Here is a 26506-nt window from a genome sequence, read left to right as displayed (position 1 = left end):
AACGTCAGTCGGTCGGGAGCCGCATAATCCACGCATGATCCTCACCGCGCGACAGCTCGCCCTGGCCACCTTGGAGCGTCAGTTCCTGCTCGAACGCCGGCGCCTCGATGTGGCGGAGGCGGTCCGCCGGGTCTGCGCTCTGCAGGCGCAGGAACCGGCGTCGCCGTACCTGGCGCTGTGGAACCGTGTGCGGGACTTCGCGCCCGAGGATCTCGACGCGGCGTTCGCGGAGCGCCGGATCGTGAAGGCGTCCCTCATGCGGATCACGCTGCACGCCGTCCACGCCGAGGACTACGCGCCCTACCACGCCGCCATGCTGAGCAGCCTGCGGGCGGCGCGGCTGTACGACCGCCGCTTCACCGCCACCGGGCTGACCCACGCCGACGCCGACGCACTGCTCCCGGAGCTCGCCGGGTTCCTGGCGCGCCCCCGCACCGGTGCCGAGGTGCAGGACGAAATAACTGGGCGGTTCGGCGAGCACGCGCACCGCGTGTGGTGGGCGCTGCGGACGTACGCGGCGGCGCATCACGCGCCGACCGGCGGCCCGTGGTCGTTCACGCAGCCGAACGCCTACTTCGCCTCCCCGGCGGCGGCCCCCGGGTCCGCGCCGCAGGACGCGGGCGCGGGGGTACGGCGGCTGCTGCTCTCCTACCTGCGGGCGTTCGGGCCCGCGTCGGCCCCGGACTTCGCCCGGTTCACCCTGCTCACGCGTCCCGTGATCACGCAGGCGCTGCAGGAACTCGGCGACCGGGTGGTGCGGGTGGCGGGCCCGGGCCGCGCCGCCCTGTTCGACCTGGCGGATGCGACCGTGCCGGCCGAGGACACCCCGGCGCCGCCGCGGCTGCTGCCGATGTGGGACAGCACGCTGCTGGCCCACGCCGGCCCCGGTCGGCTCGTGCCCGAGGAGTACCGGCCGCTGGTCGTCCGGCGCAACGGCGACGTGCTGCCCTGCCTGCTTGTCGACGGGCAGGTCGCCGGAGTGTGGCGGGCCGGCGACGGCGGGCTGGAGCTGACAGCCTTCCACAAGCTCGGCAAGGTCGCGTGGCAAGGTCTGGCCGAAGAGGCGGAGCGGCTGTGGAGGCTGCTCGCCGTCCGTGAGCCGGTCGTATACCGGCGCTATGGGCACTGGTGGGACAAGGGTTTTCCCGGCGTCGAGAGCATGACGGTCAAGGGCTGACCGCGCCGCCCGGCTCCGACCCGCGACCCTACAGGGTCGCCGACACGTCGCGGAGCGTCCCGGCGAGCAGATCAACCACGTGACGACAGCCGACTGCCGGAGGAAGCGTCACAGCCGGGCTGCCGCCTACGCGAGCTCTTGCACTCCCGGCACGTCCTGACGCCGTAACCAGTCATCATGACGATCCCGAGACAGCCTGACCGTCGCAGTGCGGACATGGGTCGTCCAACTCGGATCATTCCATGGCATCCGGGCTGCCCCGCCCCGGCTTCCGCCTCCGGGATGCAACGCTCGTTCTTGCCCGCCTCCGTCTTCCTCACGGAGCGTGTCCAGGTCGCGCAGCGGGACGCGGCCCCCCCCTGGCCCCGGTCCGCTGGTCCTGGGGTTGCGGGTCAGGCGGCCCGGCCGTAGCCGTCGGCTCCGGGCGGATCATCGTCGCGCAACGGGCTGAAGTCGACGTCCCGGTGCGGGTCGTACGCCTCGGGCTGGAGGCCGGGTTCGTGGGTGGAGCACTCCCCGAAGCGGCGGATGTGCTCGGTCAGGCACGGGGAGATGCGGGCCAGGTCCTCGGGGGCCACGATCCGGCCCCCCCTCCTGGAGCCGGCGCACGATCTCCGCGATGTCCAGGGCGTTTCAGACAGAAGCTCTGCGACACGATCCGGCAGAGGGGGCAGAGGCGAGTCGACGGTGCCGCTCATGGCCCTCGCCAAGACAGTGTCGGTCATCATCGCGTCAGGGCCCTGACCGCGCCTCCCCCTGTATCCGTTGTGCGACATTCCGCGGGTTCGTCCTGGCTGCCATCTCCCGTTGCCGCAGGTCAACCCGTCAGACGGGAGCGAGGGATCCGCATAGATCATGATGGTTCTTCGGGATTCCCGAAGAACCATCATGATCCCTGCACAGACGCACAGACGCACAGGTCGAGGGCGACGAGGTGCCTGGTCAGGCCCCATGCCAAGGAACCGAGGGGCACGGCGAACCCGCGGGATGTCGCACAACTGGGCCAGGGCTGCGTCGTTTTCGCGTTGTGGCCGGTTTGATCACGTGCTGCCGAGGGTGGTCGGCGGCCAGGTGGTGTCGCGGGAGTGCCTGATCGATACCCCACTGTCCGGCGACACGGCTTGCGCCGGGGGAACCGCGGCCCTGGGCGGGCTCGTGTCCTGGTACGGGTGGAAGAGAGACCGGGCGAGGTTCGCGGGGGAATCATGCAGATCATCGAGGTGACCGGTTATGCCGTCCGATCTGCTGTGATCACCATGAGGCGGACAGGAACGCCACTTGAATTCGTGATCTTCCCGATGCTTCATGTGGCTTCGCCGACCTTCTACTCCCAGGTCCGCATCAGGCTCAGGGAATGCGACCTCATAGTCATCGAGGGAATCCGAGGGAAGTCGGTCGGAGTGAGTGCCCTCACGCTCGCTTACCGGTTCGCCCCACGCCGACGGCGCAACGGCCTGCAGGAGCAGCGCGAGGAGCTGCTGCTTCCCGAGGGCGTGCCGGTCGTCAACCCGGATGTGACCGCGGCGGAGGCGATCGCGGACCTGAAGACGCTGCCGCGGTGGACGTACCTGCTGCTCATGGTCGCGGCTCCCGTGATGGGCCTGGTGTTCGCGCTGCGCGGTCCGCGCGCCTTCCTCGATGAGGATCTGGTGGTCGAGGATCTGCCGTCGACACTGCGGGCGGAGATGATGGCCGACGATCCTGTGAAGCACGCGATGACCGGTCGGCGCGACCGGCGGTTGCTCGCCGTGCTCGGCGAGATCCATGCGGAGCGCGGCGACGAGCCGATCCGGGTGGCCATCGTCTACGGGGCCGGCCACGTCCCGGCGATCGTGTCGGGCCTGTGGGATCGGTACGGGTACCGGCCACGCGAAGCGGAATGGCTTACCGTCCTTGTCCCGGCGTAGATCGCCTGGCGAAACCGGCTCTGCGCGAGCTGGCAGACGGCGGCGTTTGCGCAACATTCCGCGGGTTCGCCGTGTCCCCGGTGTCTGTGCTGGGAGTCCGGGGCCCACCCGGGAGCAGCTCGCCACCGGGAGGGTCCCCGGCAACGGCAACATCGGCCGCCCCGGACTCCCAACGCTGTCCCCGGGGCAAGGCGGCTGCCTGTGATGCTCAGACCGTTGGTTCAGCGGTGGTCGGGGCCACCTGTGTGGCCCGCCGCTCGTCAACGGCGCCCCGAGGGGACGAGTTGCGGCCTCGCGGCGATGCCTGCGTTCGCGCCGCGCGTACAGTGCTGCGCAGACGCCTGCGGCGAGCAGCGCTCCGGGTGCCGCGGTCTTCATGCCCGGCTTCAGCATGCTCGGCTGCGGCAGCGGGTGACAGGCGCTCGTGCCCACCGCGCAGCCGAGCAGAGCAATCTGCGTGGCCCAGCCGACCATCGCGACAACGCCGGCGCCGTAGGCGGCGAGCGCAGCCCGTGCGACGGGCAGCAGGCGGGGCCGCGCCCGGCCCACAGGGCGGCCGCCATCTGTACAGCTGCGATCAACGTCCGGAGCGCCACCTTCCAGGTGCTCAGCGTGTACAGCAGCACCAGGGGGTGAGGAGCACCGAGGCCACCAGCCCGGCAGGGGCGCCGAGCCGTGCCCACAGCCACCCCGGCGGCCTGACCGGGACGAACTCACCACGCGCGGCCACGGCCGACGGCCGCCAGGACCACCCCTGTCCGGCGAGCAGCAGTACGTATGCGGTCACGATCGCCAGTGACACCCAAGCGGCCGTGCCCACTTGGCTCATGTGCTGTACGGCCAGGAAGAACACGACTGCTCCGGGCCGGCCCGGAGCCACGAACGAGGAGGCGTACAGCGTCGCCTCGGGGAGATGCAGCAGGTACAGCAGCGCAGGCCATGTCCCTGCCGCGCAGAGAACCGGTACCGCACACAGCAGCAGTCGCGGCCTGCGACCGTCGCGCACTGTCGGTGTGCAGACCGTCACCACCCGCTCCAGCCGGCGCACCAGACCCCGGCCCGTCGCAGCGCACAGTGCGGCGTAGGACAGCACCGGGGAGAGGCCGTGTCCGCCGACCATGGCCGTCGAGGAGGCGAGTGCCGCGGAGAGGATGCGTGCCGTGCACAGGCCGAGCCCCGCTGTGCGCAGTGTGCGGTTCCGTTCCGCCGAGCGCACTTCTCCGTGGGCGTAGAAGGAGCGGATGGCGGAGACGGCGCGGCCGCGGGAGGAGTCGGCCGTGGGGGTGCCGTCGAGGTTCGTCAGGCGGGCGGCGCAGTCCTGGATGTGCAGGGGTTTGAAGTGCCGGACGAGGTCGCCGATGCAGGTGAACCAGTCGTGGGTCCATCCGGGCGGGGCGTCGACGCCGGCGAGGAGGAGGCCGTAGCGGTACCGGGTGTCGTCGTCCCAGGAGCGGCCGCGGACTTCCTGGCCGTCGGGGCGTACGTCCCGGACAGCCATGCGTGCAGGACGGCGTAGGGGTCGGGGGCTCCAGCAGCAGGACTCATGACGCCACAAGAAGCTTCGGTCACCCAAGGTCCGTACGGAAGTTGCGGAGCTCGGCGCGGGGCAATGCCCCATTCATGGCATATGGGCTGAGGAGTTGGTCTGTTCCGTAAGGTTCAAAGCCTGCCTCTCGGCCGCATGGGCGCTTCGGTCCTCGCGATCGCCGAGCGGGAACACCACGCGTCGCCGACAGCGGGAAGGCGGGAGGTGGGAGGTGGGAGGTGGGGAAGACCACAGGCCGCCACCGGGGGCCGGCACCCCTCGCAAGACACCTGCCCTCCGCAGTGAGCGTTCGCCCGGGCCTGCCTACCATGGCTGACCATGCTTTCCTTACCCCCGACCGTCCGGCGGGCAGGCGTCGCGGCCGTGGTCGCCGGCCTGGTCCTGTCCGCCGCTCCGGCGGCGTTCCCACGACCCCGCCCACCGGCAGCCGCCCACTGCGGTGACCACCGGCAACTGCAACAGGCCGTGAGGACCCTGGTCGCGCACGACGGCATCGTCGGAGCCGCTGTCCTGGTCACCGACCCCGCGCACCCCGACGGGCCGTCATGCACCCGCTGGACGCAGACCTCCGGAACGGCCGACCTGCGCACCAAACGCCCGATGAACGCGACCGACCGCCTCCGCGCCGGCAGCGTCACCAAGACGTTCACCGCCACCGTCGTGCTCCAACTCGTCGCCGAGCACCGGCTGTCGCTCGACGCCCCGGTGGACCGCCACCTGCCCGGCCTGATCCGTTCCCACGGTCATGACGGCCGCCGGATCACGGTGCGGCAGCTTCTGCAGCACACCAGCGGGCTGCCCGACCATCTCGACGCACCCGAATGGGACCACCCGGAACGGATGCGGCGACGCCACTTCGAGCCGCGCGAACTCGTCGCCCGCGCCCTGGAACTCCCCCGTCCGCAGTCCTCCTGGCACTACGCCACCACGAACTACCTGATCGCGGGCCTGCTCATCCGTGAGGTCACCGGCAACGCCCCCGAGGCGGAGATCACCCGCCGCATCCTGCGCCCGCTCGGGCTGCGCGACACGTACTGGCCGGGCGACGACATCCGCCTCCGCGGGAAGCACTCCCGCAGCTACTTCGCCGACCAGGACGGCCGCCGTGTCGACGGCACCGCCTGGAACATGACCTTCGGCGGCGTCGGAGGCGCGCTCGTCTCCACACCGGCCGATCTCGCGCGCTTCGCCCATGCCCTGCTCTCCGGCCGCCTGCTGCCCCCGGCCCAACTGGCGGCGATGCGGCAGACCGTGGCCGCCGATCCCGACCGGATCTGGCCAGGGGCCCGCTACGGCCTCGGCCTGATCTCGACCCCGCTGCGCTGCGGCGGCGCGTGGTGGGGGCACGCGGGGACCGTACCGGGCGGCCATCGCGCCTTCACCGCCGTCGGTCCGGACGGGCGCAGCGTGTCCGTCGCGCTCAACCAAGTGCCCTCCACGCTCCAGGCCGAACAGAACTTCCTCGACGTCGTGCAGACCGCGTTCTGCGAGGACCGCCCTTCCAGAAGGACATCTTCATGAACCGCCGCACCGCGCTCTGCGCGGCCCTCGCCCTGGCCGTCCCCCTGCTGTCCGCGCCCGCCGCCACCGCGGCCACGGGCGCCGGCGGCCCTCTGACCCGCTTCCACCACCAGCACCTCGCCTGGAAGAGCTGTGTCCAGGGCCCGGACGACGACACGGGCAAGGAACTCCACCAGGCCGGCGCCGAGTGCGCCGACGTCACCGTCCCCCTGAACCACGACGACCCCGGCGGGCGGACCATCACCGTCGCGATCTCCAGGATCCGGGCCACCGACACCCCTCACCGCGTCGGCCCGCTGCTGCTCAACGGCGGCGGCCCCGGCGGCCAGACGCTCGGCGACGCGCCGTGGGTACGCCAGGCGCTGAAGGACGTCGGCGCACGGTACGACGTCGTGGGGGTGGACCCCCGCTTCGTGGGCCGCAGCACCCCGCTGGACTGCCACTGGCCGACGGGCACCTCGATCCAGGGTGCGGGTGCCGGCCGTGCCGGGTTCGACCGCACGACGGCGTTCGCCCGTGACCTCGCGCAGCGCTGCCGGACGTCCGAGGGCCCGGTACTGCCGTACGTCACCACGCGCAACACCGCCCGCGACATGGACATCATCCGTGCCGCGCTGGGCGAGCGCAGGATCTCCTACCTCGGCTACTCCTACGGCAGTTACCTCGGCGCGGTGTACGCCACGATGTTCCCCGGCCGTGTCGACCGCATGGTCCTGGACGGGGTGGTCGACCCCGGCCGGTACTCACCCCGCCTGCTGCGGGGCGCCGAGGCGGCCAACCGGCACGCGCTGGCCAACTGGGCGTCGTGGACCGCCGCCCGGAACACCACGTACGGTCTGGGCCGCACCCGTGACGCCGTACTGGCGTCGGTGAACCGCATCCAGGCCGCCGCGACGCGCGCGCCACTGAAGGTGGGCTCCTACCGGCTGGACGATCACACCGTTCCGACGATCGTCTTCAGCGGTCTCTCCCAGGACAACGACGATGCCCACGGCGCCCTGGCGCGGGCCGTGCGGGACATGAGCCGTGCCGCCCAGGGGCAGCGTGTCCGGCCCGGTCCGGGCTTCGCCGATACGCTGAAGTTCGTGCTCACGGGCTCCGATTCCGCCTACGGCAGCGTGCAGTCGGCGATCCTGTGCGGCGACGTGGCCGCGCCGCGCGACCCGGAGGTGTACTGGCGCGACATCCAGCGCTCCCGGGCACAGGACCCGCTCTTCGCTCCCGTCACGCGGAACATCGGCCCCTGCGCCTTCTGGGCCCCGCCGCGCGAGGCCCCGACGGCCATCCGGGGCGACTTCCCGGCGCTGCTCGTCAACGCCACCGGTGACCCGCGCACCATCTACCCGGGCGCCGTCGCACAGCGCCGGAACTGGCCCAGCTCCCGCCTGGTCACCCTGCGGGGCACGGACCAGCACGCGGTGTACGGCGTGTTCGGCAGTGCCTGCGTCGATGCGAGCGTCAACAGGTACTTCGCGACCGGCCGCCTGCCGGCCGAGGACGTGACCTGTGACGCCTGAGGGGTGCTGCGGAAGGCTGTGATCACCCGGCACGCCGTGGCGGGCGGGACGCCGAACAGCGGGGCCGGCCGACTGCCGCACGGTGAGATTCGTGCGGCAGGTGCCGGCCCGGCAGCAGTACTCGTCCGGCCGGCGGCAACCGCCGCGGCCGGCCCCGTCCGCAACCCTCACCGCCGCGTTCCCGGACCGCTGCCCGTGCCGGCCCCTCGTGCCTGGTGGCATCCGCGCCGGCTGCTGCGCGGCCGGCTGCGGCACCCTGCGGGTCCGGCGCCCCCAGGATCAGGCCGTCGCCGGCCTGGTGAAGGAGATGATGGAACGGGAGATGATCGACAAGATCGCCGCCAGGCTCGGCGGTGTGGATGCCCGCGAGCGTGCCGGCGCGTTCTGTGCGCGGATCGCCGGCCTCGTCGTGACGCGCTGCATCCTGCGCCTCGCACTGCGCGAGTCCCCGCGCCACCAGCACCGCACAGCCCGATGAGGCAAGGTCAACCCACTGAGCCGACCGTCCGAGTCGCCGACAGCAGCCCGGATCCGTGACGCTGCCCGCGCAGGGGGCTTGGGCGGCCGGCGCGGGGGCAGGCGAGCAATGCTCAGAGGGCGGTGACGGTCTTCCGGGTGATCGCCAGGTGTGCGAGGCGGGTCCTCCTCCCGCGGCCGCCCCTGCGGTTCGGCGATCTGTCCTTGCAGGTCGCCGACCGGGGCCGGTGCGGCATTCTCCCGGAGGCCGAGTGCCTCGAGCGGGAGCTGGAGGTTCACGCATCCACCGCCTGCGCAGCGCGCCGGGTGGGGCGCTCGCGCCGGTGAGGCGGCGGGCATTGATGACGCTCGTTGAAAACGGCCACCCCCTGATCGGGAGTCACCCCACACCTACTCGATACCTGCTCGATGGACAGCCACTTCCAGGGGCGGGGCGGACTGTCCAGGGCGGCCTTCCTGGCATCCAATGACACGCGCTGGATCACCGGGGACACCATCCCCGTCTCCGGCGGCATGCGCTGACGCCACGCGGCCTTCGCCGCTGCCCCGCAAACGGCCGGAGCCGTTGCTCGAGGTCAGCGAGGGGTGAGGAGGCAGAACTCGTTGCCTTCCGGGTCGGCCAGAACCGTCCAGGAGATTGCGGACTGGTCGATACCAGGGTCGGTGGCACCCAGGGCGCGCAGCCGGGCTTCTTCTGCTGCCAGGTCGTCACCGGGGTAGGGGCAGACGTCGAGGTGGACACGGTTCCACACGCTCTTGGTGTCGGGGGTGCGGAGGAACTCCAGGTAGGGGCCGACGCCCTTGGCGGAGCGCATGGTCGCATGGTCGTCGGTGACCTCGTGCAGCGTCCAGTCCATCGCCCCGCCCCAGAACCGGGCCATCCCTCGTGGGTCGGTGCAGTCGACCACCACCGCGGCGATCGGCCCGGTGTCCCGGTAGATCGGACGGGGCTCCAGGACACAGAACTCGTTGCCCTCCGGGTCGGCCATGACCGTCCAGGGGACGTCACCCTGACCCACGTCGGCGAGCGTCGCGCCGAGGTCCTTCAGGCGCGCGACCAACTCCACCTGATGGGCGGTCGAGGTGGTGGCCAGATCAAGGTGCACCCGGTTCTTCACCGTTTTGGGTTCCGGGCGGGCGACGATGTCGACGCAGACGGCCACGGGGTCGGGGTAGGCGAAGCCCACGGGTTCGAGGTTGGTCACACCGGGTGCCTCGCTGTCGACACCCCAACCGAGCGCCTCCGCCCAGAACCGACCGAGCAGGGAGTCGTCCTGGGCCTTCATATTGATCTGCACGAGTCTTGTTGCCATGCGCAGATCCTAGAAGCTGCCGCCGGCCCGGGCCACCGAGATCAGACATGTGCTCGACCCGGTGCTGACCATGGCCGCCCTCGTCGAGACTGCACAAGTCCTTGTGAACGAACCGCCCTTGGTGCGGTGCGGGCCGGGGATCATCGGATTCCGCCTTCGAGCTGGGCCGGGACACGGTCGGCCCGGAGCTCCTGCAAGTCGGGGATGTGGTTGTACAACGTCCCCGGGCTGACGCCGAGCAGGCGGGCGATCGAGGTGATCGAGTGCTCGGGGTCGGGCAGCATGTCCCGGGCGGCGCGGATGATGTCCGCGTTGACGACGCCGGGCCGACCGCCGACCTTGCCCCGGGCGCGGGTGGCGGCCAGGCCCTCGCGGGTGCCGGAGACGATCAGCTCCCGGATGAACTCCGCCAGAGCGGCGAATACGTGGAACACCAGCCGCCCGCCGGGGGTGGTGGTGTCGAGCCGCTCGTGCGGCGAGGTGAAGCCGATCTCGCGCCTGCGCAGTTCGCCGACGACGGTGACATCGACGCGCGTAGGGGTGCTGTCGACGGAGGTGATCTCGTGGCCTACCTCGACATCCGGATCGGTGCACCGCTGGCTGCGACCCTGCCCATCTGATCAAGCGACCAGGACGGGGTGCCGCCGACGCGTTGGCCGCTACCCGCTCCCAACGCCACGCGGGCCCAATGGCCGGCGAGCAGGCCGCTGTACGACTCCCTGCGGCCGCTGCTCGCTCTCGGCTGCGCCCCGACCGCTCTCCGGGCCCATGAGCCGCTCCACGGGCACAGCAGGCGCTCCGCACTGTCCTCTGCAGCGACCGGCCGCCGATGACGTACGTGAGGGCCCCGGTGCCACACCCCAGGGACCGGGGCCGACCCGCATCAGCCAACGGGCTTGAACGTGCCGCAAGTAGTGCCTGCCGAAGTCCCCGGGCGCTCCCGCCTGTTCTCGCACGTCTCCCGTCTGGCTTCAGACAACGTTTGCCGACAGGACGGCGCCGGATGGCATCTCATCAGTCAGCGGCAGAAAACCTACGGGTAGCGCCTGTGCGTGGGTGCGGCACCTTCGCAGGGAGAGGGCCGGCCCAAGCTGAATGTCAGAACACGATCGAGCGCCGCCCGGCCCGCGGGTCCCCAAGTCGGCTTGCCGCCAGGAAGGCCCCGCTCCCCGTTCTGGCCCATGAGGACGAGGAAAAGGCTTTTCAGAGCAGCCAGCCCTCGGGCGCGTCGGATCGTCGCCCCGTCCGCATGCGCGTACGCGTCGAAGAACCGTGAGGCCGTACCCGCGGGAAGGAGCAGCCACGCGGCCGCGAGGTCCCACGCCGGATCGCCGGCGAACATGTCACCGAAATCGATCACGCCCGAGAGCGTGCCGTCCGAGACGACGACATTCGCGGGATGGAGGTCACCGTGCAGCCATGCCGGTGGGCCCTCCCACTCGGGGGCCGCAACGGCATCGTCCCAGACGGCCCGGACCTCGTCGGCAATGCCGCCGAGGGCGACGGCTTGAAAGAAGTGGTCGAAGCCGTCCGTGCAGTTCTTGGGGTGAGCGCCGCGGTCCGAACTGGTCGGCGCCTCGGCGGGCGCCTCCACATGGAGCGCCCTGAGGAAGCCCGCCAGAGTGTCGGCCGCGTGGTCGCCGCGGCTGATCGAGGTGGAGTCGAGTGGCTCGCCGGGAACCCACGTCATGATGGTCCAGGGCTTCGGGAAACGCGCGGACGGTTCACCGATCCGTACAGGGGTCGGAACCGGGAGCGGCAGGCGCGGGGCCAGGACGGGCAGCCACCGGCGCTCCTTGCGCAGGAGATCCGGGGCACGTTCCGTACGCGGCATGCGCACGGCCAACTCGTCCCCGAGGCGCCACTGTTGGTTGTCCCATCCGCCCGCTACTTCGCGGATGGCCAGCCCTGCAAGGTCCGGATGCTGCTCCTGCAGCAAGGAGCGCACCAAGCCCTCGTCGATCTCGACACCATCCATGTATGACATCCCATCGCTTGTGGCACCGGCATCTGGCTTTGCTCATGACCTTCCGGACAGGGTATGTGGGCGTCGAACTCCTCCAGGGCACCGAGCATCCGTCCCTCCAGTTGCTCCCGGGAGGCGGGGAGCTCGGCGGGCACCTGTACGTGCGGTGCGGCGAAGTCGGTGACGAACAGCGGCTGACCGAGACCGTGGGCGAGGGGTCATGCTGCCTGGCCGTAGCCGTCGGCCTCGGGCGGATCGTCGCCGCGGAGCGAGCTGAAGTCGACATCGAGGTGCGGGTCGTACGCCTCGGGCTCAAGGCCGAGTTCGTGGGTGGAGTACTCGCCGAAGCGGCGGATGTGCTCGATCAGGTACGGCGAGATGTGTGCCAGGTCCTCTGGGTCGATGATGTGGCCCTCCTCCTGGAGCCGCGCACGATCTCCGCGATGTCCAGCGCGTTGTGGAAGATCACCGCTTCTCTGAACCATCGGTCGGTTCCCGCCGAATGAGCTGTCGAGCTCAGCCACGCCGGTAGGCACGGCCCTGACGATCCTCAGTACATCTTCCCGATCTTCAATGCTCGCGCCCGCTCTCCGGTGTTCTCTGGGCGGATTCGCTCGGCCAGGCAGTGCCGGTGGGAGATGAGGGTGTGGCTTCCTGCACCGTCGTTGCTCCGCGAGTCCAGGACGAGGGCGTCTCCACCTGGGCTCAACGTGATCCGTTCACCACAGAAGTCGCAGCTCCAGGCCAGCGACTCCAGGTCGGCAGGTCGGATGCTGAGCCGCACTGATGCCGGCGGATGCCAGCCCTCTCGCCGTCGACAGCAGCGGGACAACCTTGGGCGCCGGCATCGTCAGTGTGGAGGCTGTGGGGAGCCCGTAGGCCGCTGAGCTGGAGCGCTTGGGCATCCGCACGGCCGCTGTGTACGCGGCGCTGCCCGAGAACAAGGCGCTGGCCTGCTTTGGCCGCTTGACCCGCAGAAGCAGCAACGGACTGAGGCGATCACTGGGGTCGTCATCGAGTACTTCGACACCTACGAAGGGGCGGTCCCCATCGCTCTGGAGGCAGCGTCGTCAAATTCCGACCCGCCCCGCGGCGCCGGGCACGCACTTCCCCAAGCTGCTTCGAGCAGGGGACCTCCGTCGGGAGCGCTCCCGCTCCTTGCGATCGCACGCACCAGATGTCGCGGGGCCCGTCCTTCGGGCGGGCGACGGGAATATGACGACATGGCCTACGGGTTACGGCCTCAGCACAGCCCGGCAGGCCTGGACGCCCGGCAGGAGTTGTGGGCGAAGGTGTTGCCGCTCTTGGTGCTCTCCTGGTTGACCAGGTCGGCGGGGGAGTTGTCCTGCAGCGAGTTGTCCCTGACCCGGTTGTTGTCGCTGGTTGCTCCGACGAAGCTCTTGAAGAGCAAGATGCCGCCCGACAGCGGGGACGTGCCGGAGTTCCCGGTCACCTCGTTGCCGGTGACGTCGGTCTTCTCGACGCCGGTCAGGATGATGCCCGAGCCCTGCAGGAAGGGCAGCCGTTTGGTTTTGGCGCAGTACTTGTTGTTCTTCACGACTTGGTTGCCGCGCACGGTCAGCGCGCCGGCCCTCGGCTTGTTCTCGTCGCCGACGACGAAGACGCCCGCGCAGTTGCCGGTGACGTTGTTGCTGGTGACGGTCAGGTTGCGCAGCCGGCGGACGGTGACGCCGATCCGGTTGCCCTCCAGGCGGTTGCCGGTGACCAGCGTGCCCTTGGCGTCGGCGGCACCCTGTTCGGCTGTGACGGTGTTGGCCAGGAAGATGCCCGCGTCCCCGTTGTTCCGGGCGGTGTTCGCCCGGTACGTGCTGTGCTCGGAGCGCTCTTCGGCGAGGCCCCACACGGCGTTCTTCTCGGCGGTCACCTCCCGCACGGTCAGGTCGTCGGTGGCTACGGAGATCACTCCGGTGTGGGAGAAGCCGGTCACCTTCAGGTCGGAGATGGTGACACCCTTGAGCCGCTTGGTCTTGGTGCCCAATACGCAGATGCCGTTGCCTCGCTTGCCGCAGTCGTTCGCGGCCTTCGCCGCCGGCTTGATGACGGTGGCGGTGCCCGTGCCACGCAGGGTCAGGCCGGGCGTCGTCACCTTGACGCTCTCGTGGTAGGTACCGGGCAGCACCTTCACGGTGTCGCCCGCCTTGGCAGAGTCCACTGCCTTCTGGATTGATTCCCCCGGGTGCACGAGGTACGTACGCTGCGCCGAGTCGGGCGTTGCGGCAGCGGTGCAGGAGGCGACGAGCCCTACCGCGCTCAGGAGAAGGACGATGTGGCATTTCTTCACATTCTGCACGTTATAATCAGACAGCTTTCTGGCTGCCGGATGGGCCATCCGAGGGCATGTCACGGGCGCGTGCGGCCGTGGTCAGGCGCGCAGGGCGCGGCCGATCTCCAGCTCACGGCCTGCATTCGATTGTCTCCCCGCACAAAAGAGGCGGGCTGCCTGTTCCGGCAACCCGCCTTGCATCACCGTGAGCGGTCAGCCCCGGACGATGTTTTGTGCCTGCGGGCCCTTCTGTCCCTGGGCGATGCCGAAGGTGACGTGCTCGCCCTCGGTCAGCTGACGGTAGCCGTCGCCCTGGATTTCGGAGTAGCGGGCGAAGACGTCCGGACCTCCGTTGTCCTGGGCGATGAAGCCATAACCCTTTTTCGGGGTTGAACCACTTCACGGTGCCGCTGGCCATGCTGCTATTCCTTCGTTCATGCCTGGAAACAGCCCTTGATCGTGGGCATGCTCCGGCTCCTGCAGCGGAAGGAGCCACCAGCCGTTCCACCCCGTACCGCCTGGTTTGCCCGGTCGGCCACACGTACACGAGCGGCCCAAGCGCTGGGGGGCGGCCACGAGCCTGGCCGCTGCTGCTCCTGGACAAACGGCGCATTACGGGGAAGCAGGACCGGCACGCCTACTGATCTTCTTCGACAAGGGGGCGCGCCCGCGATGAGCGCGCCCCCTTGAGTTCCAGCGGCGACCGCTACTAGCGCACGATGATCACGACGGGGCCGCGGTCGAAGCGGTGGTGGAAGTGGTGGTGGAAGCGGAACCCGCCGTGGTCGAAGTCGTCATCGAAGCGGAACCCGCCATGGTCAAAGCAGCGCCAGTCGTCGCCGAAGCACCGACTGGTGGTCACATGGGTGTGCACGGCAGGGGCTGCTGCTGCGGCCGTGCCAGCCGCGCCGATCGCAGCGCCGCCGGCCATCAGAACGGCGGCCGACGTCGCGACGAGACGCATAGCGCCTTTTGCTCGCATGATGAATGCATTCTTCCTTCTGCCGCGTCGGCCCGTGTGACCCGGCCGGCGCGGTCTTGGCGGCACGAAATGGATGACCGCGGCCGCAGGGGAGCGGCACGGTCGTGGGCGTCGCCCCGCACGTTCGAGGAGCACGTCTCGCATCCAAGATCCCCGCTGCGCGGGAACCAGCCGACCAGGGACGTATCCCCAGGTGTAGCCGTACTTCGGTTACGTAAGCGGCGCCTTTTTGGATTGCCGTTTTGGCGGAGGACCATGTGGCACGGCCTGCCGGAATGCCGTCAGAGACTCAGCGTGACGGCGGCACCGATATCGCCGAGTCCGAGGGCGAAGGCGGCTTCGGCCCAGCCGCCGGTACCTCAGCGGAAGAACCGGTCGACGGCGAGTCGGCCGGAGCCGATGGCAGCGATCAACAGGGCGATGACGGGAGCCATGCTCAGTACCTGTGGATCAGCCCTGGATGACCAGCATCCCGGCCGCCGCCCGGGTTCGGCTGCGCGCCAGGACAGCTCCGGCCGACACACGTGAGCTGGAAGACCGCCTGGCGGCACTGCGCCGGGAAAAGGACCAGGCCGTCGCCGAGGAGGACTACGACCGCGCCAAGAACCTGCGTGATCGGGTCAAGTAGGCCCAGGACGACCTGGCCGTCGCCCAGGAACAGAGCCGGGACGCACGGAAGAGCCCAAGGTCACGGCCGAGGACATCGCCGAGGTCGCCTCCCGCGCCACCCGCATGCCCGTCGCCCGGCTCACCCTGGAGGAACGCGACCGGCTTATGAAGCTGGAGGAGCACCTGCACCAGTGCGTCGTCGGCCAGGACGAGGCCGTCACCGCGGTTGCCCGTGCAGTGCGCCGGGCCCGCACCGGCATGGCCGACCCCAAGTGGACCGCGGGAGTACGGGACAAGGCGAACTGTTCCCCCGAGCACTCGCCTGGTACTGAGCGGAGTCGGCGGGATCATCCACCGCTTCGGTCTGGACCGGGAGCCGGGCGTCCCGCCGGGCGGTGAGCCGCCCGGCGGGACCGGTGCCATGGCGCTTGCCCGCGCCTCCGGGTTCCTGGGCCCGGAGCCCGGCATGCCTTTGCCGTGTCAGTCGAAGTAGTCCGGCTGGGTCTGGACGTTCAGCTGGTCCAGGCGGATCTCTCGGGCCGGGTCGGTGCGCCGGTCGCTGAGCTTGAGCACATCGAAGCCCTTGGCGATGTCGTTCGAGTAGATGTAGCCGTTGTAGTAGTACGCGGACCAGGAGCCGCCCACGGTCAGCAGGTCCGTGGTGAGCGGGCCCCGCTCGAAGTAGCCGATCTCCTTCGGTTTCGCCGAGTCGGTGAAGTCCCAGACCGAGACGCCGCCCTGGTACCAGGCCTGGACCATGATGTCGCGGCCCTTGACCGGGATCAGCGAGCCGTTGTGGGCGACGCAGTTCTCGGTGTCCGCCTGGTGCCGGGGGATCTTGAAGTAGCCGCGGAAGACGAGCTTGCGCCGGTCGCCCTTGCCGACGATGTCGTAGATGCCGTCGGCACCGCGGTTCGGGCCGATGGCCGCGTTGCAGGTCGCGGCGCCTCCACCGCCGAGTTCGTCGGTGAAGACGACCTTCTTCGCGGTCTGGTTGAAGGTCGCCGAGTGCCAGAACGCGAAATTGACGTTGTCCTGGACCCGGTCGATGATCTTCGGGTGCTCCGGGTCCTTGATGGACATCAGGATGCCGTCGCCCATGCAGGCACCGGCGGCCAGGTCCTTCGACGGCAGCACGGTGATGTCGTGGCAGCCGGTCGTCTTGGAGACACCCGGGTTGGTGGGCGCGCCGGGGTTGCCGCCGCCGTCGGGGCCGTCACCCGGGAAGAGCACCGCGAAGTTGACGACCGCGGCCTTCTCGGGGGCGTTGCGCGGCACCTTGACGATCGAGATGCCGTCGTGCGGGGGCCGGCAGTCGGGGAACGACGGGCTCGGGGAGTACGAGGACACGTAGATGTAGACGTTGCGGCCGCGGGGGACGAGGGAGTGCGTGTGTGAGCCGCAGCTGGTCTCGACGGCCGCGACGTACTTGGGGTTCTTCTTGTCGCTGATGTCGAAGATCTTCATGCCCTCCCACGACGACTTCTCGCTCGCGGGCTGCGTCGTGCTCGAGCAGGAGTTGTCGCTGCGTGAGGAGTCGGTGGACAGGAACAGCAGGTTCCCGGAGACGGATATGTCGTTCTGCGACCCCGGGCACAACACCTGGGAGACCGTCCTGGGAGCCTTCGGGTTGCTGATGTCGAAGATGCGGAAGCCGTCGTAGTTGCCGGCGAACGCGTACTTGCCCTGGAAGGCGAGGTCGGAGTTGAGATCCGGCAGGGCGTCCTTGGGGACGTTGGCGAGGTGTTCGATGTTGTCGGAGTGGACGATCTCGTCCGGCGCCGGTATCTCGCCCTTGGCGATGGCCGTGCTGATCTCGGTCGCCTCACTCTTCGACACACGCTGAGGCGCGGTGGTGGCGTCGCCGGGGTCGGGCGTCGCCACGGCCGGAGCTGCCGTGAGCAGCGCCGCCAGCAGGCCGGTGGCGGCTGCCACAACTCCCAGGTGTCTGCGCCGTGTTCGGGGACTGTTCAACAGGTTCACTGTTTCCTCCCTGCTCTCCGTTCGCAAGGGAACGGTGCACGGACAGCGGCAGTATCGTCTTTTTCATGTACAGATCAGAAGATGGCAACGCACTCGTCGTGAAAATCTTTGATCGTGTCAAGTGGCGGGCGGTCACCGCTCTCGCTCTTGCCGCCCTCGCTGTCAGCGGGTGCGACTCGGACGCGGACGCCCCGGGGAAGAAGAGCGCGCCCGGTCCCTCGGTGATCGCTCCCGGCAAGCCCGGTGAGCCCGCCCGGACCCTGCCCGCCGAGGACGCCGCGAAGGAGATGCCCGACGACTCCCCCAATGCGGCGGACTTCGAGTACATCCAGATGATGATCATCCACCACGGCCAGGCCCTGGAGATGACCGAACTCGCCGCGCACCAGGCGAAGTCGGACAGCGTGAAGCGGATCGCTTCACGTATTGCCGCAGGTCAGGGGCCTGAAATCGACGCCATGAAGGGGTGGTTGAAGCACCACGGCGGGGCGCGGCGCGCCAGTGGCGGCGCGAGCTCGGGGCACAATCACGACCATGCCGCGATGCCCGGCATGGCGACCGAGGCGCAGCTGAAGCAGTTGCGCGCGGCGCGGGGCGCGGCCTTCGACGAGCTGTTCCTGAAACTCATGATCACGCACCACGACGGCGCGATCATCATGGCCACCTCGGTGCTCTCGGACGGCAACAACGTACAGGTCGAGGAGATGGCGAACGATGTGATCGCACAGCAGACCAGCGAGATCAGCCGGATGCGTGAGATGCCCTGACGACCGGTGTGGCGTTCCGCGGGCCTCTCCCCCGGGCACCCGGCGATGCGATGCCGGAGGCAGCCGCAGTCGCCTCGCGCCCACCGGGCGCCAGGCACGGAGGGGAGTCCCCCTGTGCTCCAGGTAGCCGCCGTCGGTGGGCTCGGCAGCGTGCGGCTCACCTCCGCCCGCGCGGAAAGGACGACCAGACGGGTCCCGGGCCCCGGGCGATGTCGGGAACCCCTCCCGACGGGGCACGCGCCGCCGGGGAGGGGGACGGACGGGTCAGGTGATCTTGCGGGCGGACAGCGGGCTGGATCCGGGGACGGTCCGGACGCCGGGAAGGTTGTCAGTGGGAGTCTGCCGGCCACCGCACCGGCACTGATCTCACCGGCCTCGTACTGGCTGGTGCGGGCCGCCACTGTCTGCGCGACCGTCAGGAGGCTCCCGGCCGAAGGACCCGAGAATGCCTCGCGTATGTGGTGGGCGACGTCACGGCGGTCTCTGGGCACCTTGACCGCCGCCGGCCCGCCGACAGATGTGATCTTCTGCGCCTCCAGCCGAGGGGCCTGGGGGGTCTGCGACCAGGAGGGCGGGTGCGCCTCCCTCCGGGTGCTGCCAGCGCCGGCAAAATGCCGGAGCTCAGCTGCTCGGCCCACCAGCTCGGTGAACCGCTCCCTCCGGCCCACCCCCGTCTTGAGGCCGGTGTCGAACGGCTCAGAGGCCCACGGGTTGCAGTCCGTCACGCCGGTGTGGCAGGGCACCTCCTCGGAGTCGGCGACCGCCCTGAAATCGATGGGGAACCGGATGGTGTCCCTTGGAGTGCAACACCGGCGCTTTTGGCGGGACACGACCGGCTGCGACTCCTTCACGGTCTTTCCCGGCTCGTAACATGGGCCGGCCTGCGGTTCTGTGAGCCTGGTGAACATCCGGGCCGCGCCGGGAAGGTTTGGGCGCACCTGCGGGACTGGTGGCCCTCACGCAAAGGCGGCGGAACCCCCGGCGGACCCGGGCGGGGGTGAGCCGACAGGACTCGCTGGGCCGTTCCCAGGGCGGCGGAGGTCCTCGGCGAGGAGGGCGGGCGAGGCGGAGCTGGGGGTGGGCGACGGCTTCACGGCCCTTGGTGCCGCGAACGCCGTACAGGCCGAACTGTTTGTTCCGCTCAGGCATGCTGGTGGCGTTTCCGGAAGGCTCAGAAGATCCGGGGGCGAGGAAGGAGCTGGGCGTCCAGTGCAGGAGCGAGGTCGACGACCAGGCGCTCCCCGACGCCGCTGGGTGTGCTGGCGTCGGCTACGAGGTAGTCGATCCGGCGCAGTTCTGCCACTGCCTTGGCGAAGGCGTCGCGGCCCTCGGCGTTCCCACCGGCCCACCCCCGCCACCGGAATCCGCACCAGCGCCGTCCACCAGTTCAAGGGCGACGAAGCCGACGGAGTGCTCCTGCTCCTGTCTGAGCAGGACAGCGTACGCCGCTGGGCCACAGGCGATCCCGCCGGACGAGACGTTGCGCGTGTGGTACGTAGTCGTCACCCGCGCACGCCGCCTGGCCACTGCCGCCGTCCTGGAGGAGGAAACCGCCGTTCCCCGGGATTCGTTGACCGGCCATCGGGTGCCGGTCCGTGCCGCGTGCCCCTTGGCGGCCGTCCCGGCAGGTGTCGATACGGCCGCCGCCCCGGCCGGCCGCTCCCGCACCGGGCTCTGTTGGTGCGGCTCTCGACCGGGGCGGCCAACAGTGCTTCAAGCCGGGCCGAGCCCATCAGGTCGCCGGGGCCCCGGGGCGCTGCTCCCGGTTCCCGGAGGCTGGGGGGAGCGAGCAGGTTCATCCATGCTTTGGGCTGCCCTGACCTGTCCGGCTCCCGTCGAGGCTTCCGCACCGGACGACGTGATCACCACGGAGCCGGGGCCGCCTCGGTCCATGAGACCGCCGATGAGGGCCAGGCCGAGGCCTGCCGCGGCAAGAGCCGCGCCGACCATGCTGGGCGAGGCCCAGCCCCAGCCTGCCGAGATGGCCAAGCCGCCAAGCCAGGCACCGCCCGCATTGGCCAGGTTGAAGGCGGAGTGGTTGGAGGCCGCCGCCATCGTGGGAGCGTTCTTCGCCTTGGCCATGAGCAGCATCTGGACGGGCGTGGTGATGAAGGAACCCATCGCACCGATGAAGGTGATCGTCACCAGGGCGGGCACGGTGCTGTGGACGGTGAAATAGAACGCCACCAGTGCCACGGCGAGCAGAGCGTGCCCCGCGTACAGCGTCGGGCGCAGGGCCCGGTCCGTGAGAGGGCCCGCGATCAGTGTGCCGAGCGTCATGCCGACGCCGTAGAGAGCAAGAACCAAAGTGGTCGAGGAGCCGGAGACGCCCGTCAGGTTCGTCAGCATGGGCACCAGGTAGCTGTAGACGGCGAAGAACCCGCCGAAGCCCACAACTGCCGTGACCAGCCCGATCGCGACCTGCCTGTTGCCCATGGCCCGCAGCTCGTGCCGAATTCCGGACTGCCGGCCGCGCGGTTGGTGAGGAACGAAGAGTGCCAGCGCGGCGAGCGCGACAAGGCCGATCACGGCGACCGCGCCGTAGGCGGACCGCCAGCCCAACTGCTGCCCGAGGGCCGTTCCGGCCGGGACGCCGACAATGTTCGCGACGGTGAGCCCGAGGAACATCCTCGAAACGGCGCGCGCAGCCCGTTCGGGGGCGACCAGCCGGGAGGCCACGACGGCGCCCACACCGAACAGCGCCCCGTGCGGCAGACCTGCCAGGAAACGCGCGGCGAACAGCAGGCCGAAACTGGGAGCAAGCGCGGACGCGATGTTGCCGACCACGAACAGCCCGGACAGGAACAGCAGCAGCCGCTTGTGGGGTACCCGCGCGCCGATACCCGTCAGCACGGGTGCGCCGACGACAACACCGAGCGCGTAGGCCGAGACGAGGTTGCCGGCGTCCGGCACGGACACGCCGATCCCGTCAGCGATCTGGGGCAGCAGCCCCATCGTGACGAACTCGGTCGTACCGATACCGAACGCAACGACAGCCAGAGCCAGCAGAGCCAGTGGCATGACGCAGGAAAACCTTTCAACAACAGCAATCCAGGAACGAGGGGCAGAAAGGCCCGGGTCGTCTCCAGCCCCCGTGGCCCGTCGCGCTGAGCACCATTGCCCAGCACGCCCTTGGAACAGGGCAAGCCTTCAAGGAGTGCAGCAGTGGCAGGGGGCTGCGCATTCCAAGATCGAGCCAGACACTCCGTGACCTATGTCATGCCGCAATCGGGTGGGCCCCAGCAGGGCGGCTGGTGTTGATGCGCGATGGAAGTTTTGACCTGCTTTGCCGCACCAATCACCAACGCGCACAGTTTGAAATGCCTGGAAGTCCGTACTGTTCGCCGACCGCATCATCCAGGGTGGTCCGGCCCGGTCGTCCCTCTCTGCCTGATCATGCCGGGGTGGAGGCGACCGAGTCGAAGACGTACGGCACCCCGCTGAGCGTGATCACTGCCGTCAACGGCGGCATCGCCGGTGTCGACGCCCCGGCCCGTGGCTTCCGCCGGCAACCACGGCTTCCGGTCGGCCTTCCGGACGACGGCCGTCGTGGCGATCCTCGCCACCGTTCTGGTCGCCGCCCTGGCCCCCGAGTCCAAGCCACCCGCCGCGGCCGGATGGACCGGCCGGGAGTCGCACTCCTCGCCGTGACGGACTGACCCCGGCACTCGCCCAGGACGAGCGGGCGGACCGATGGGCAGCCCCGTAAGTCACGTCCTCCGTCGCCGGAGGCGATTGCCGAACTGGCGGATCGTCCGCTTCGAGGACGCGGCGAACATCGTGCTCAACGGGCTCGGCATCGTCCTTTCCCCCAAGGGGAGTCCAGGGTTCCTGCCCGGCCTGAGCGCGGGGGCGTTCAGCCCCGGTACCGGTCTCAGCTTCGCGCTGCTGTACGCGGTCAAGACGGCGGCCCTGCCCTCCGTTCCCACGTCGCCCGCCGACCGCACCGCCGGCATGATCGCCGGAGTCGTCGACCTGGCCGCCGCCATCGCGACGTCCTTGACGGCCTGCGGCTGTTCCCGGTCCGCGCCGGACCGTTCGCCGGCACGCTCCCAGAATGCCCGGCAGCCCGGGCTCGTCTCACATCTTGGCATGAGGTGACTGATGAATGAGATTCTTGACATCGTCACCATGCCCGCACCGTTCGCGCAGCCGTCTCCCGAAGGGGAACGCGTGCCGTCGTGCGGACCGTCGGCGCATACCGCCGGCGACCGTTCTTCGCCCGCGTGCGAAAGACCAAGAAATGCCCGCACCAACCACCAGCCCAGCCCAGGCACCCGTCAACTCGCGGTCCCGCGTCCTCGTCGCGAGCCTCATCGGCACGACGATCGAGTTCTACGACTTCTACATCTACGCGACCGCCGCCGTCCTGGTCTTCCCCGCGCTCTTCTTCCCGAGCAGCGACCCGACCACAGCGTTGCTGTCGTCCTTCGCGGTGTTCGGCGCCGCGATGGTCGCCCGCCCGATCGGCGCCGTCGTCTTCCGGACACCCCGGCGACCGGATCGGCCGCAAGGGCACGCTGGTGGCCTCGCTTCTCACCATGGGCATCGCCACCTTCCTCATCGGCGTGCTGCCCACCTACGCGCAGGCCGGCTGGATCGCCACCGTGCTGCTGGTGCTGATGCGGCTCGCGCAGGGTTTCGCACTCGGCGGCGAGTGGAGCGGCCCCGCCCTGGTCGCCACCGAGAACGCCCCCAGCGACAAGCGCGCCCTCTACGGCACGTTCCCCCAGCTGGGAGCCCCGCTCGGCTTCATCATCGGCAACGGGCTCTTCCTGATCATCGGCGCGCTGCTGCCGTCCACGGCGGGTGCCGACCCGTCGCAGCCCTCCGAGGCCTTCCTGAACTGGGGCTGGCGCGTGCCGGTTCCTGTTCTCCGCCGTAATGGTCGCGATCGGCCTGTGGGTACGGCAGACGCCCCGCGCAGCCGCCGCGCACCGCCCGACCATGACCCTGCCCACAGCCCCCGGCGCCTCCAGACCAGCAAGAGCCGCGAGCACGTCCGGCCCCGGCGCGTACAGCACCGCGACGGCGGCGGCCGCACCGCCGAGCAGCCTCGATCATGCCGCGTGAGCCGTTTTCCGCACCAAGCGCTGGGCAGCGGTCAGGGTGTCGGCGGGCCGGACGCGGTAGATCGTCCTGCCCGGGTCGACGAGCGGCTCACCCAGCGTGATCCGTCCGGTGGAGTGCAGTATGTCGCACACGTCAGTCGGCAGGGCGACGTAGCAACTCCCCTTGCCGGTACGGGCGTCGAACGGCTGCCAGTAGCTGTATCTGCGGCGTCCGCCCGCGTGCACCGTGAGGAACACCGGCGTGTAGGGGTCGCAGATGATGCGCAGCAGTTCACCATCCGCGACATCCAGGGGATGGAGCGGAACGACGTCGCGGCTGCGGTAGTGCAGGACGACGGCCTGTGCCGGGCGGGAGACGGACCGCATCAGCGTGACCTTCCTGAAGGCGGGACTGAAGATCGCTTACCCAGCACGGGCAAAGTTGATCTCTCTTTCTGGCGGCATTCTCCGTCACCGCACCGACATCCCACCAGCGCCTCTCCGGCCATGATCCCCAACGACACGGTGGCCGGAAATCGCCGGTATCCGGGTCCGGTGGAGCCGCTCATGCCGACGGTGGAGCCCGCCGGGATCAGCGCGGCCGCCTCGTCGGCAAAGACGATCCTGTGCGCCGGCCTGCTGTCGCGTCCTGCTGTCGTGCGCAGCCGGCTGCGCCGGCCCGCGGGGCGCGGCCGGGTGGTGGCTGCTGCCCGGGGCGTGGTGTGTGCGCCCGGCGTGGGTGGGGCCTCTCCCCCGCACGAGACAGCGCAGAGGGAGAGGCTCGGCTCAGGCCCTGGGGCGGAGGGTGCTGCGCAGTGCATGCAGTACGGCCGGGTCCTCGACCGTGGCGGGCGTCGGGGTGTCACGGCCGTCGGCGATGTCGCGCATGGCCGCCCGCAGGATCTTCCCGGAGCGGGTTTTCGGCAGTGCGGGCACCACGGTGACCTGCTTCAGGGAGGCGACGGCGCCCACCTGGTCGCGTACCTCGGCGACGATCTCCCGTTCCAGCCGGTCGGGCGTGGTGTCGGCGCCGGACTTGAGGACGACGAGGGCCCGCGGCACCTGTCCCTTCAGCTCGTCCCGCACGGCGATCACCGCGCACTCCGCGACATCCGGGTGGGCGGCGACGACCTCCTCCATGGCGCCGGTGGACAGCCGGTGCCCGGCGACGTTGATGACGTCGTCGGTCCGGCCGGTGACGAAGACGTAGCCGTCCTCGTCGACGTGCCCGCCGTCGCCGGTGAGGTAGTGCCCCGGATACGCGGACAGGTACGAGGCCACGTACCGCTCGTCGTCCTCCCAGAGCGTCGGCAGGGTGCCCGGCGGCAGCGGCAGCCGCAGGGTCACGGCGCCGTCCTGGCCCGGGGCGCACTCGTGGCCGCTCGGGTCGAGGATGCGCAGGTCGTAGCCGGGCATCGGCACGCCGGGCGAGCCGGGCCTGATGTCCACTCCGCCGACGCCGCGCGGGACAGCGGTGATGGGCCAGCCCGTCTCGGTCTGCCACCAGTTGTCGACCACGGGCACCCCGAGGACGTGCGTCGCCCAGGAGTACGTGCCGGTGTCGAGGCGCTCGCCCGCGAGGAAGAGGCTGCGCAGGCCGCTCAGGTCGTGCCGGGCGAGCAGGGCCGCGTCCGGGTCCTGCTTCTTGATCGCGCGGAGCGCGGTGGGCGCGGTGAACAGGGCCTTCACGCCGTGCTCGGCGATCACCCGCCAGAAGGCGCCCGCGTCCGGGGTGCCGACGGGCTTGCCCTCGTAGACGACGGTCGTGGCGCCGATGATCAGCGGGGCGTAGACGATGTAGGAGTGGCCGACGACCCAGCCGATGTCGGAGGCGGCCCACCACACGTCGCCGGGGCCGATGCCGTAGACGTGACGCATGCTCCAGGCGAGGGCTACGGCGTGGCCGCCGTTGTCGCGGACGACGCCCTTGGGCCGGCCTGTGGTGCCCGAGGTGTAGAGAATGTACAACGGGTCGGTCGCGGCGACCGTCACGCAGTCGGCGGGTTCGGCGGCGGCCATCGCCTCGTCCCAGTCGAGGTCCCGGTCGGTGAGGTCGGCCAGGGCCTGCGGGCGCTGCAGGATCACGCAGCGCTCGGGCGCGTGGTGGGCCAGCCGCAGCGCCTCGTCGAGCATCGGCTGGTACGGCACCACGCGGCCGGCCTCGATGCCGCAGGAGGCGGAGACGACGACCTTGGGCCGGGCGTCGTCGATGCGCACGGCGAGTTCCTTGGCGGCGAAGCCGCCGAAGACGACGGAGTGGACGGCGCCGAGCCGAGCGCAGGCCAGCATCGCGACCACGGCCTGCGGCACCATCGGCATGGAGATGACCACGCGGTCGCCCCTGCCGACGCCGAGGCCGCGCAGCACGCCCGCGAACCGGGCGGTCAGGTCCAGCAGTTCGGTGTAGGTGAGGCTGCTCTTCGTGCCGGTGACCGGGCTGTCGTGGATCAGGGCGGTGCGGGCGCCATGGCCGGCCTCGACGTGACGGTCCAGGGCGTTGCGGCAGGTGTTGATCCGGGCGTCGGGGAACCAGCGGTGGAAGGGGGGCCGGTCCGAGTCCAGGACGCGCACCGGGTCGCGGTCCCAGGTCACGGTCTTGGCGGCCTCCGCCCAGAAGGCCTCGGGGTCGGCGATGCTGCGCCGGTGGAGCTCGCGGTAGACGTCCATCTGCGGGTTCACTCCTTCGTGGTCCCGTCCGCGCAGCACGGCCCGACCGCCCGCGCAGGAGTACGTCCGCTCCCGCGCCGGGCTGCCGGGGCGGAAGGGGGTGGCAGCTCATCAGCCATCATCCGACCATCACGCGCCGTCCACCACCTCCAGTGGGACACCCCCGCTTCTTGAAGCTCGAGGAGAAGGACCCCAGGCTGGTGAAGCCCCAGGCTGGTGAAGCCCACCAGTGCGCAGATCTCGGTGACCGACAGGTCGGCGGTGCGCAGCAGGTTCTCCGCGCGCTCGATGCGGCGGCGGCTCAGATACTGCCCGGGTGTCTGCCCGTACACAGCCCGGAAGACGCGGACGAAGTGGTAGCGCGAGTACCCGGCGTGCGCGGCGACCGCCTCCATGTCGATGGGCTCGGCCCAATCACGGTCCATGGCGTCCTTGGCCATGCGTAGCTGCCGCAACTGCGAGAGCTGGGCGTCGCGCGTCGAGGCCGGGGTGGCATTCATCCCGCGATGGTGACACACCCACCCCGACGCCCCGTCCCGGACAGACTGATCCGCGTTTCGGCTGCCGGTACGGCCTCATCGACCATTCACCGCGTTCGTCGTCCGCCCCCTGCACGATCCGGTCGCCGGCCCGACGGGCCCACCCGACGACGTCACCACCAGGCCCGAGCCTGGGCCGGCCATCGCCGCTGACAGGCCGCGAATCAAACATGAAGATCACGATCTGCTGCTGGGGTACT

General features: G+C 70.1%; 24 protein-coding genes and 2 pseudogenes. 12 read left to right on the top strand and 14 right to left on the bottom strand.

Translation table 11 applies throughout. The features are described 5' to 3' along the window. Positions 1 to 34 precede the first annotated feature (34 nt). On the top strand, positions 35 to 1177 hold the full coding sequence (locus tag DEP02_RS12275) for a winged helix DNA-binding domain-containing protein (RefSeq protein WP_112467365.1): 1143 nt from the start codon (positions 35 to 37) through the stop codon (positions 1175 to 1177). A gap of 392 nt (positions 1178 to 1569) precedes the next feature. Here the strand turns inward: DEP02_RS12275 and DEP02_RS33395 are convergent, their stop codons facing one another. After that, the gene (locus tag DEP02_RS33395) at positions 1570 to 1755 is read right to left on the bottom strand and encodes a hypothetical protein (RefSeq protein ID WP_157977428.1); all 186 of its coding nucleotides are present in this window, start codon (positions 1753 to 1755) and stop codon (positions 1570 to 1572) included. A 627-nt stretch (positions 1756 to 2382) separates the two neighbouring features. Between DEP02_RS33395 and DEP02_RS12265 the strand changes: the two genes are divergently transcribed. Then, a complete protein-coding gene (locus DEP02_RS12265; protein WP_112467364.1) occupies positions 2383 to 3084 on the top strand; it encodes a hypothetical protein in 702 nt (233 codons plus the stop codon). Positions 3085 to 3691: 607 nt separating this feature from the next. On the opposite strand, the gene DEP02_RS12260 is transcribed toward DEP02_RS12265, so the two are convergent. Next, positions 3692 to 4582 (bottom strand): hypothetical protein, encoded by an 891-nt coding sequence (locus tag DEP02_RS12260; RefSeq protein WP_112467363.1) that lies wholly within the window; start codon positions 4580 to 4582, stop codon positions 3692 to 3694. A 366-nt stretch (positions 4583 to 4948) separates the two neighbouring features. Here DEP02_RS12260 and DEP02_RS12255 point away from each other — a divergent pair, with 366 nt between their 5' ends. The 3 genes from DEP02_RS12255 (at position 4949) to DEP02_RS33955 (ending at position 8146) form a co-directional block, all read left to right on the top strand. Further along, positions 4949 to 6151 (top strand): serine hydrolase domain-containing protein, encoded by a 1203-nt coding sequence (locus DEP02_RS12255; RefSeq protein ID WP_198668400.1) that lies wholly within the window; start codon positions 4949 to 4951, stop codon positions 6149 to 6151. Beyond that, positions 6148 to 7668: an alpha/beta fold hydrolase gene (locus DEP02_RS12250; protein ID WP_112467362.1), complete on the top strand. Its 1521-nt coding sequence runs from the start codon at positions 6148 to 6150 to the stop codon at positions 7666 to 7668. The genes DEP02_RS12255 and DEP02_RS12250 overlap by 4 nt, the downstream gene beginning before the upstream one ends. Before the next feature lie 208 nt (positions 7669 to 7876). Continuing rightward, positions 7877 to 8146, top strand: a complete 270-nt coding sequence (locus DEP02_RS33955) for a TetR/AcrR family transcriptional regulator (RefSeq protein WP_232839069.1) — start codon at positions 7877 to 7879, stop codon at positions 8144 to 8146. A 574-nt stretch (positions 8147 to 8720) separates the two neighbouring features. On the opposite strand, the gene DEP02_RS12235 is transcribed toward DEP02_RS33955, so the two are convergent. Further along, the gene (locus DEP02_RS12235; protein WP_112467359.1) at positions 8721 to 9458 is read right to left on the bottom strand and encodes a VOC family protein; all 738 of its coding nucleotides are present in this window, start codon (positions 9456 to 9458) and stop codon (positions 8721 to 8723) included. Positions 9459 to 9598: 140 nt separating this feature from the next. Then, entirely contained in the window at positions 9599 to 9949 is a 351-nt protein-coding gene (locus tag DEP02_RS12230) for a recombinase family protein (RefSeq protein ID WP_332871957.1), read from the bottom strand. Between DEP02_RS12230 and DEP02_RS33950 the strand changes: the two genes are divergently transcribed. Further along, a complete protein-coding gene (locus DEP02_RS33950; protein WP_198668399.1) occupies positions 9884 to 10078 on the top strand; it encodes a hypothetical protein in 195 nt (64 codons plus the stop codon). The genes DEP02_RS12230 and DEP02_RS33950 overlap by 66 nt on opposite strands. Positions 10079 to 10491: 413 nt before the next feature. Here DEP02_RS33950 and DEP02_RS12225 read toward each other — a convergent pair whose 3' ends face one another. Further along, positions 10492 to 11436 carry an aminoglycoside phosphotransferase family protein gene (locus tag DEP02_RS12225; RefSeq protein WP_438947756.1) on the bottom strand — a complete coding sequence of 315 codons (945 nt, stop codon included), beginning with the start codon at positions 11434 to 11436 and terminating at the stop codon, positions 10492 to 10494. A 44-nt stretch (positions 11437 to 11480) separates the two neighbouring features. Between DEP02_RS12225 and DEP02_RS34600 the strand changes: the two genes are divergently transcribed. Beyond that, on the top strand, positions 11481 to 11930 hold the full coding sequence (locus tag DEP02_RS34600; protein ID WP_232839068.1) for a hypothetical protein: 450 nt from the start codon (positions 11481 to 11483) through the stop codon (positions 11928 to 11930). Between the two features lie 737 nt (positions 11931 to 12667). On the opposite strand, the gene DEP02_RS12210 is transcribed toward DEP02_RS34600, so the two are convergent. From DEP02_RS12210 to DEP02_RS12200, 3 genes and pseudogenes are all read right to left on the bottom strand, one after another. Then, positions 12668 to 13726 carry a right-handed parallel beta-helix repeat-containing protein gene (locus DEP02_RS12210; protein WP_232839067.1) on the bottom strand — a complete coding sequence of 353 codons (1059 nt, stop codon included), beginning with the start codon at positions 13724 to 13726 and terminating at the stop codon, positions 12668 to 12670. Between the two features lie 195 nt (positions 13727 to 13921). Then, positions 13922 to 14126 (bottom strand): annotated as a pseudogene (locus tag DEP02_RS12205) (cold-shock protein). 291 nt (positions 14127 to 14417) lie between these two features. Next, on the bottom strand, positions 14418 to 14672 hold the full coding sequence (locus DEP02_RS12200; protein ID WP_232839066.1) for a hypothetical protein: 255 nt from the start codon (positions 14670 to 14672) through the stop codon (positions 14418 to 14420). A 478-nt stretch (positions 14673 to 15150) separates the two neighbouring features. Here DEP02_RS12200 and DEP02_RS34590 point away from each other — a divergent pair, with 478 nt between their 5' ends. After that, positions 15151 to 15318: a UvrB/UvrC motif-containing protein gene (locus DEP02_RS34590; RefSeq protein ID WP_232839065.1), complete on the top strand. Its 168-nt coding sequence runs from the start codon at positions 15151 to 15153 to the stop codon at positions 15316 to 15318. A 461-nt stretch (positions 15319 to 15779) separates the two neighbouring features. On the opposite strand, the gene DEP02_RS12185 is transcribed toward DEP02_RS34590, so the two are convergent. After that, positions 15780 to 17282: an LVIVD repeat-containing protein gene (locus DEP02_RS12185; RefSeq protein ID WP_112467353.1), complete on the bottom strand. Its 1503-nt coding sequence runs from the start codon at positions 17280 to 17282 to the stop codon at positions 15780 to 15782. A 221-nt stretch (positions 17283 to 17503) separates the two neighbouring features. Here DEP02_RS12185 and DEP02_RS12180 point away from each other — a divergent pair, with 221 nt between their 5' ends. After that, entirely contained in the window at positions 17504 to 18049 is a 546-nt protein-coding gene (locus DEP02_RS12180; RefSeq protein WP_438947755.1) for a DUF305 domain-containing protein, read from the top strand. A 1171-nt stretch (positions 18050 to 19220) separates the two neighbouring features. Here the strand turns inward: DEP02_RS12180 and DEP02_RS35295 are convergent. Both DEP02_RS35295 and DEP02_RS12170 read right to left on the bottom strand, forming a co-directional pair. Next, the gene (locus DEP02_RS35295; protein ID WP_269809357.1) at positions 19221 to 19352 is read right to left on the bottom strand and encodes a hypothetical protein; all 132 of its coding nucleotides are present in this window, start codon (positions 19350 to 19352) and stop codon (positions 19221 to 19223) included. Positions 19353 to 19762: 410 nt separating this feature from the next. Beyond that, positions 19763 to 21070, bottom strand: coding sequence for an MFS transporter (locus DEP02_RS12170; protein WP_232839064.1), 1308 nt, complete (start codon positions 21068 to 21070; stop codon positions 19763 to 19765). Positions 21071 to 21544: 474 nt separating this feature from the next. On the opposite strand from DEP02_RS12170, the gene DEP02_RS33945 reads away from it, so the two are divergent. From DEP02_RS33945 to DEP02_RS12155, 3 genes and pseudogenes are all read left to right on the top strand, one after another. Then, entirely contained in the window at positions 21545 to 21700 is a 156-nt protein-coding gene (locus DEP02_RS33945) for a hypothetical protein (RefSeq protein ID WP_198668398.1), read from the top strand. A gap of 84 nt (positions 21701 to 21784) precedes the next feature. Next, complete coding sequence (locus DEP02_RS12160; RefSeq protein WP_438947754.1) at positions 21785 to 22150, top strand: hypothetical protein; 366 nt, start codon at positions 21785 to 21787, stop codon at positions 22148 to 22150. A gap of 142 nt (positions 22151 to 22292) precedes the next feature. Then, positions 22293 to 22960, top strand: a pseudogene (locus tag DEP02_RS12155) (MFS transporter); the annotation flags it as partial. A 149-nt stretch (positions 22961 to 23109) separates the two neighbouring features. Here DEP02_RS12155 and DEP02_RS12150 read toward each other — a convergent pair. The 3 genes from DEP02_RS12150 to DEP02_RS34585 form a co-directional block, all read right to left on the bottom strand. Next, entirely contained in the window at positions 23110 to 23487 is a 378-nt protein-coding gene (locus DEP02_RS12150; protein ID WP_112467350.1) for a hypothetical protein, read from the bottom strand. A 399-nt stretch (positions 23488 to 23886) separates the two neighbouring features. Further along, positions 23887 to 25767: a propionyl-CoA synthetase gene (locus DEP02_RS12140; protein WP_112467348.1), complete on the bottom strand. Its 1881-nt coding sequence runs from the start codon at positions 25765 to 25767 to the stop codon at positions 23887 to 23889. Positions 25768 to 25775: 8 nt separating this feature from the next. Then, positions 25776 to 26267 carry a helix-turn-helix transcriptional regulator gene (locus DEP02_RS34585; RefSeq protein ID WP_232839063.1) on the bottom strand — a complete coding sequence of 164 codons (492 nt, stop codon included), beginning with the start codon at positions 26265 to 26267 and terminating at the stop codon, positions 25776 to 25778. Between the last annotated feature and the right edge of the window lie 239 nt (positions 26268 to 26506).

It is taken from the genome of Streptomyces triticisoli, assembly GCF_003270085.1.
Lineage (GTDB): Bacteria > Actinomycetota > Actinomycetes > Streptomycetales > Streptomycetaceae > Streptomyces > Streptomyces triticisoli.
This window is presented reverse-complemented; position numbering and strand designations above follow the sequence as displayed.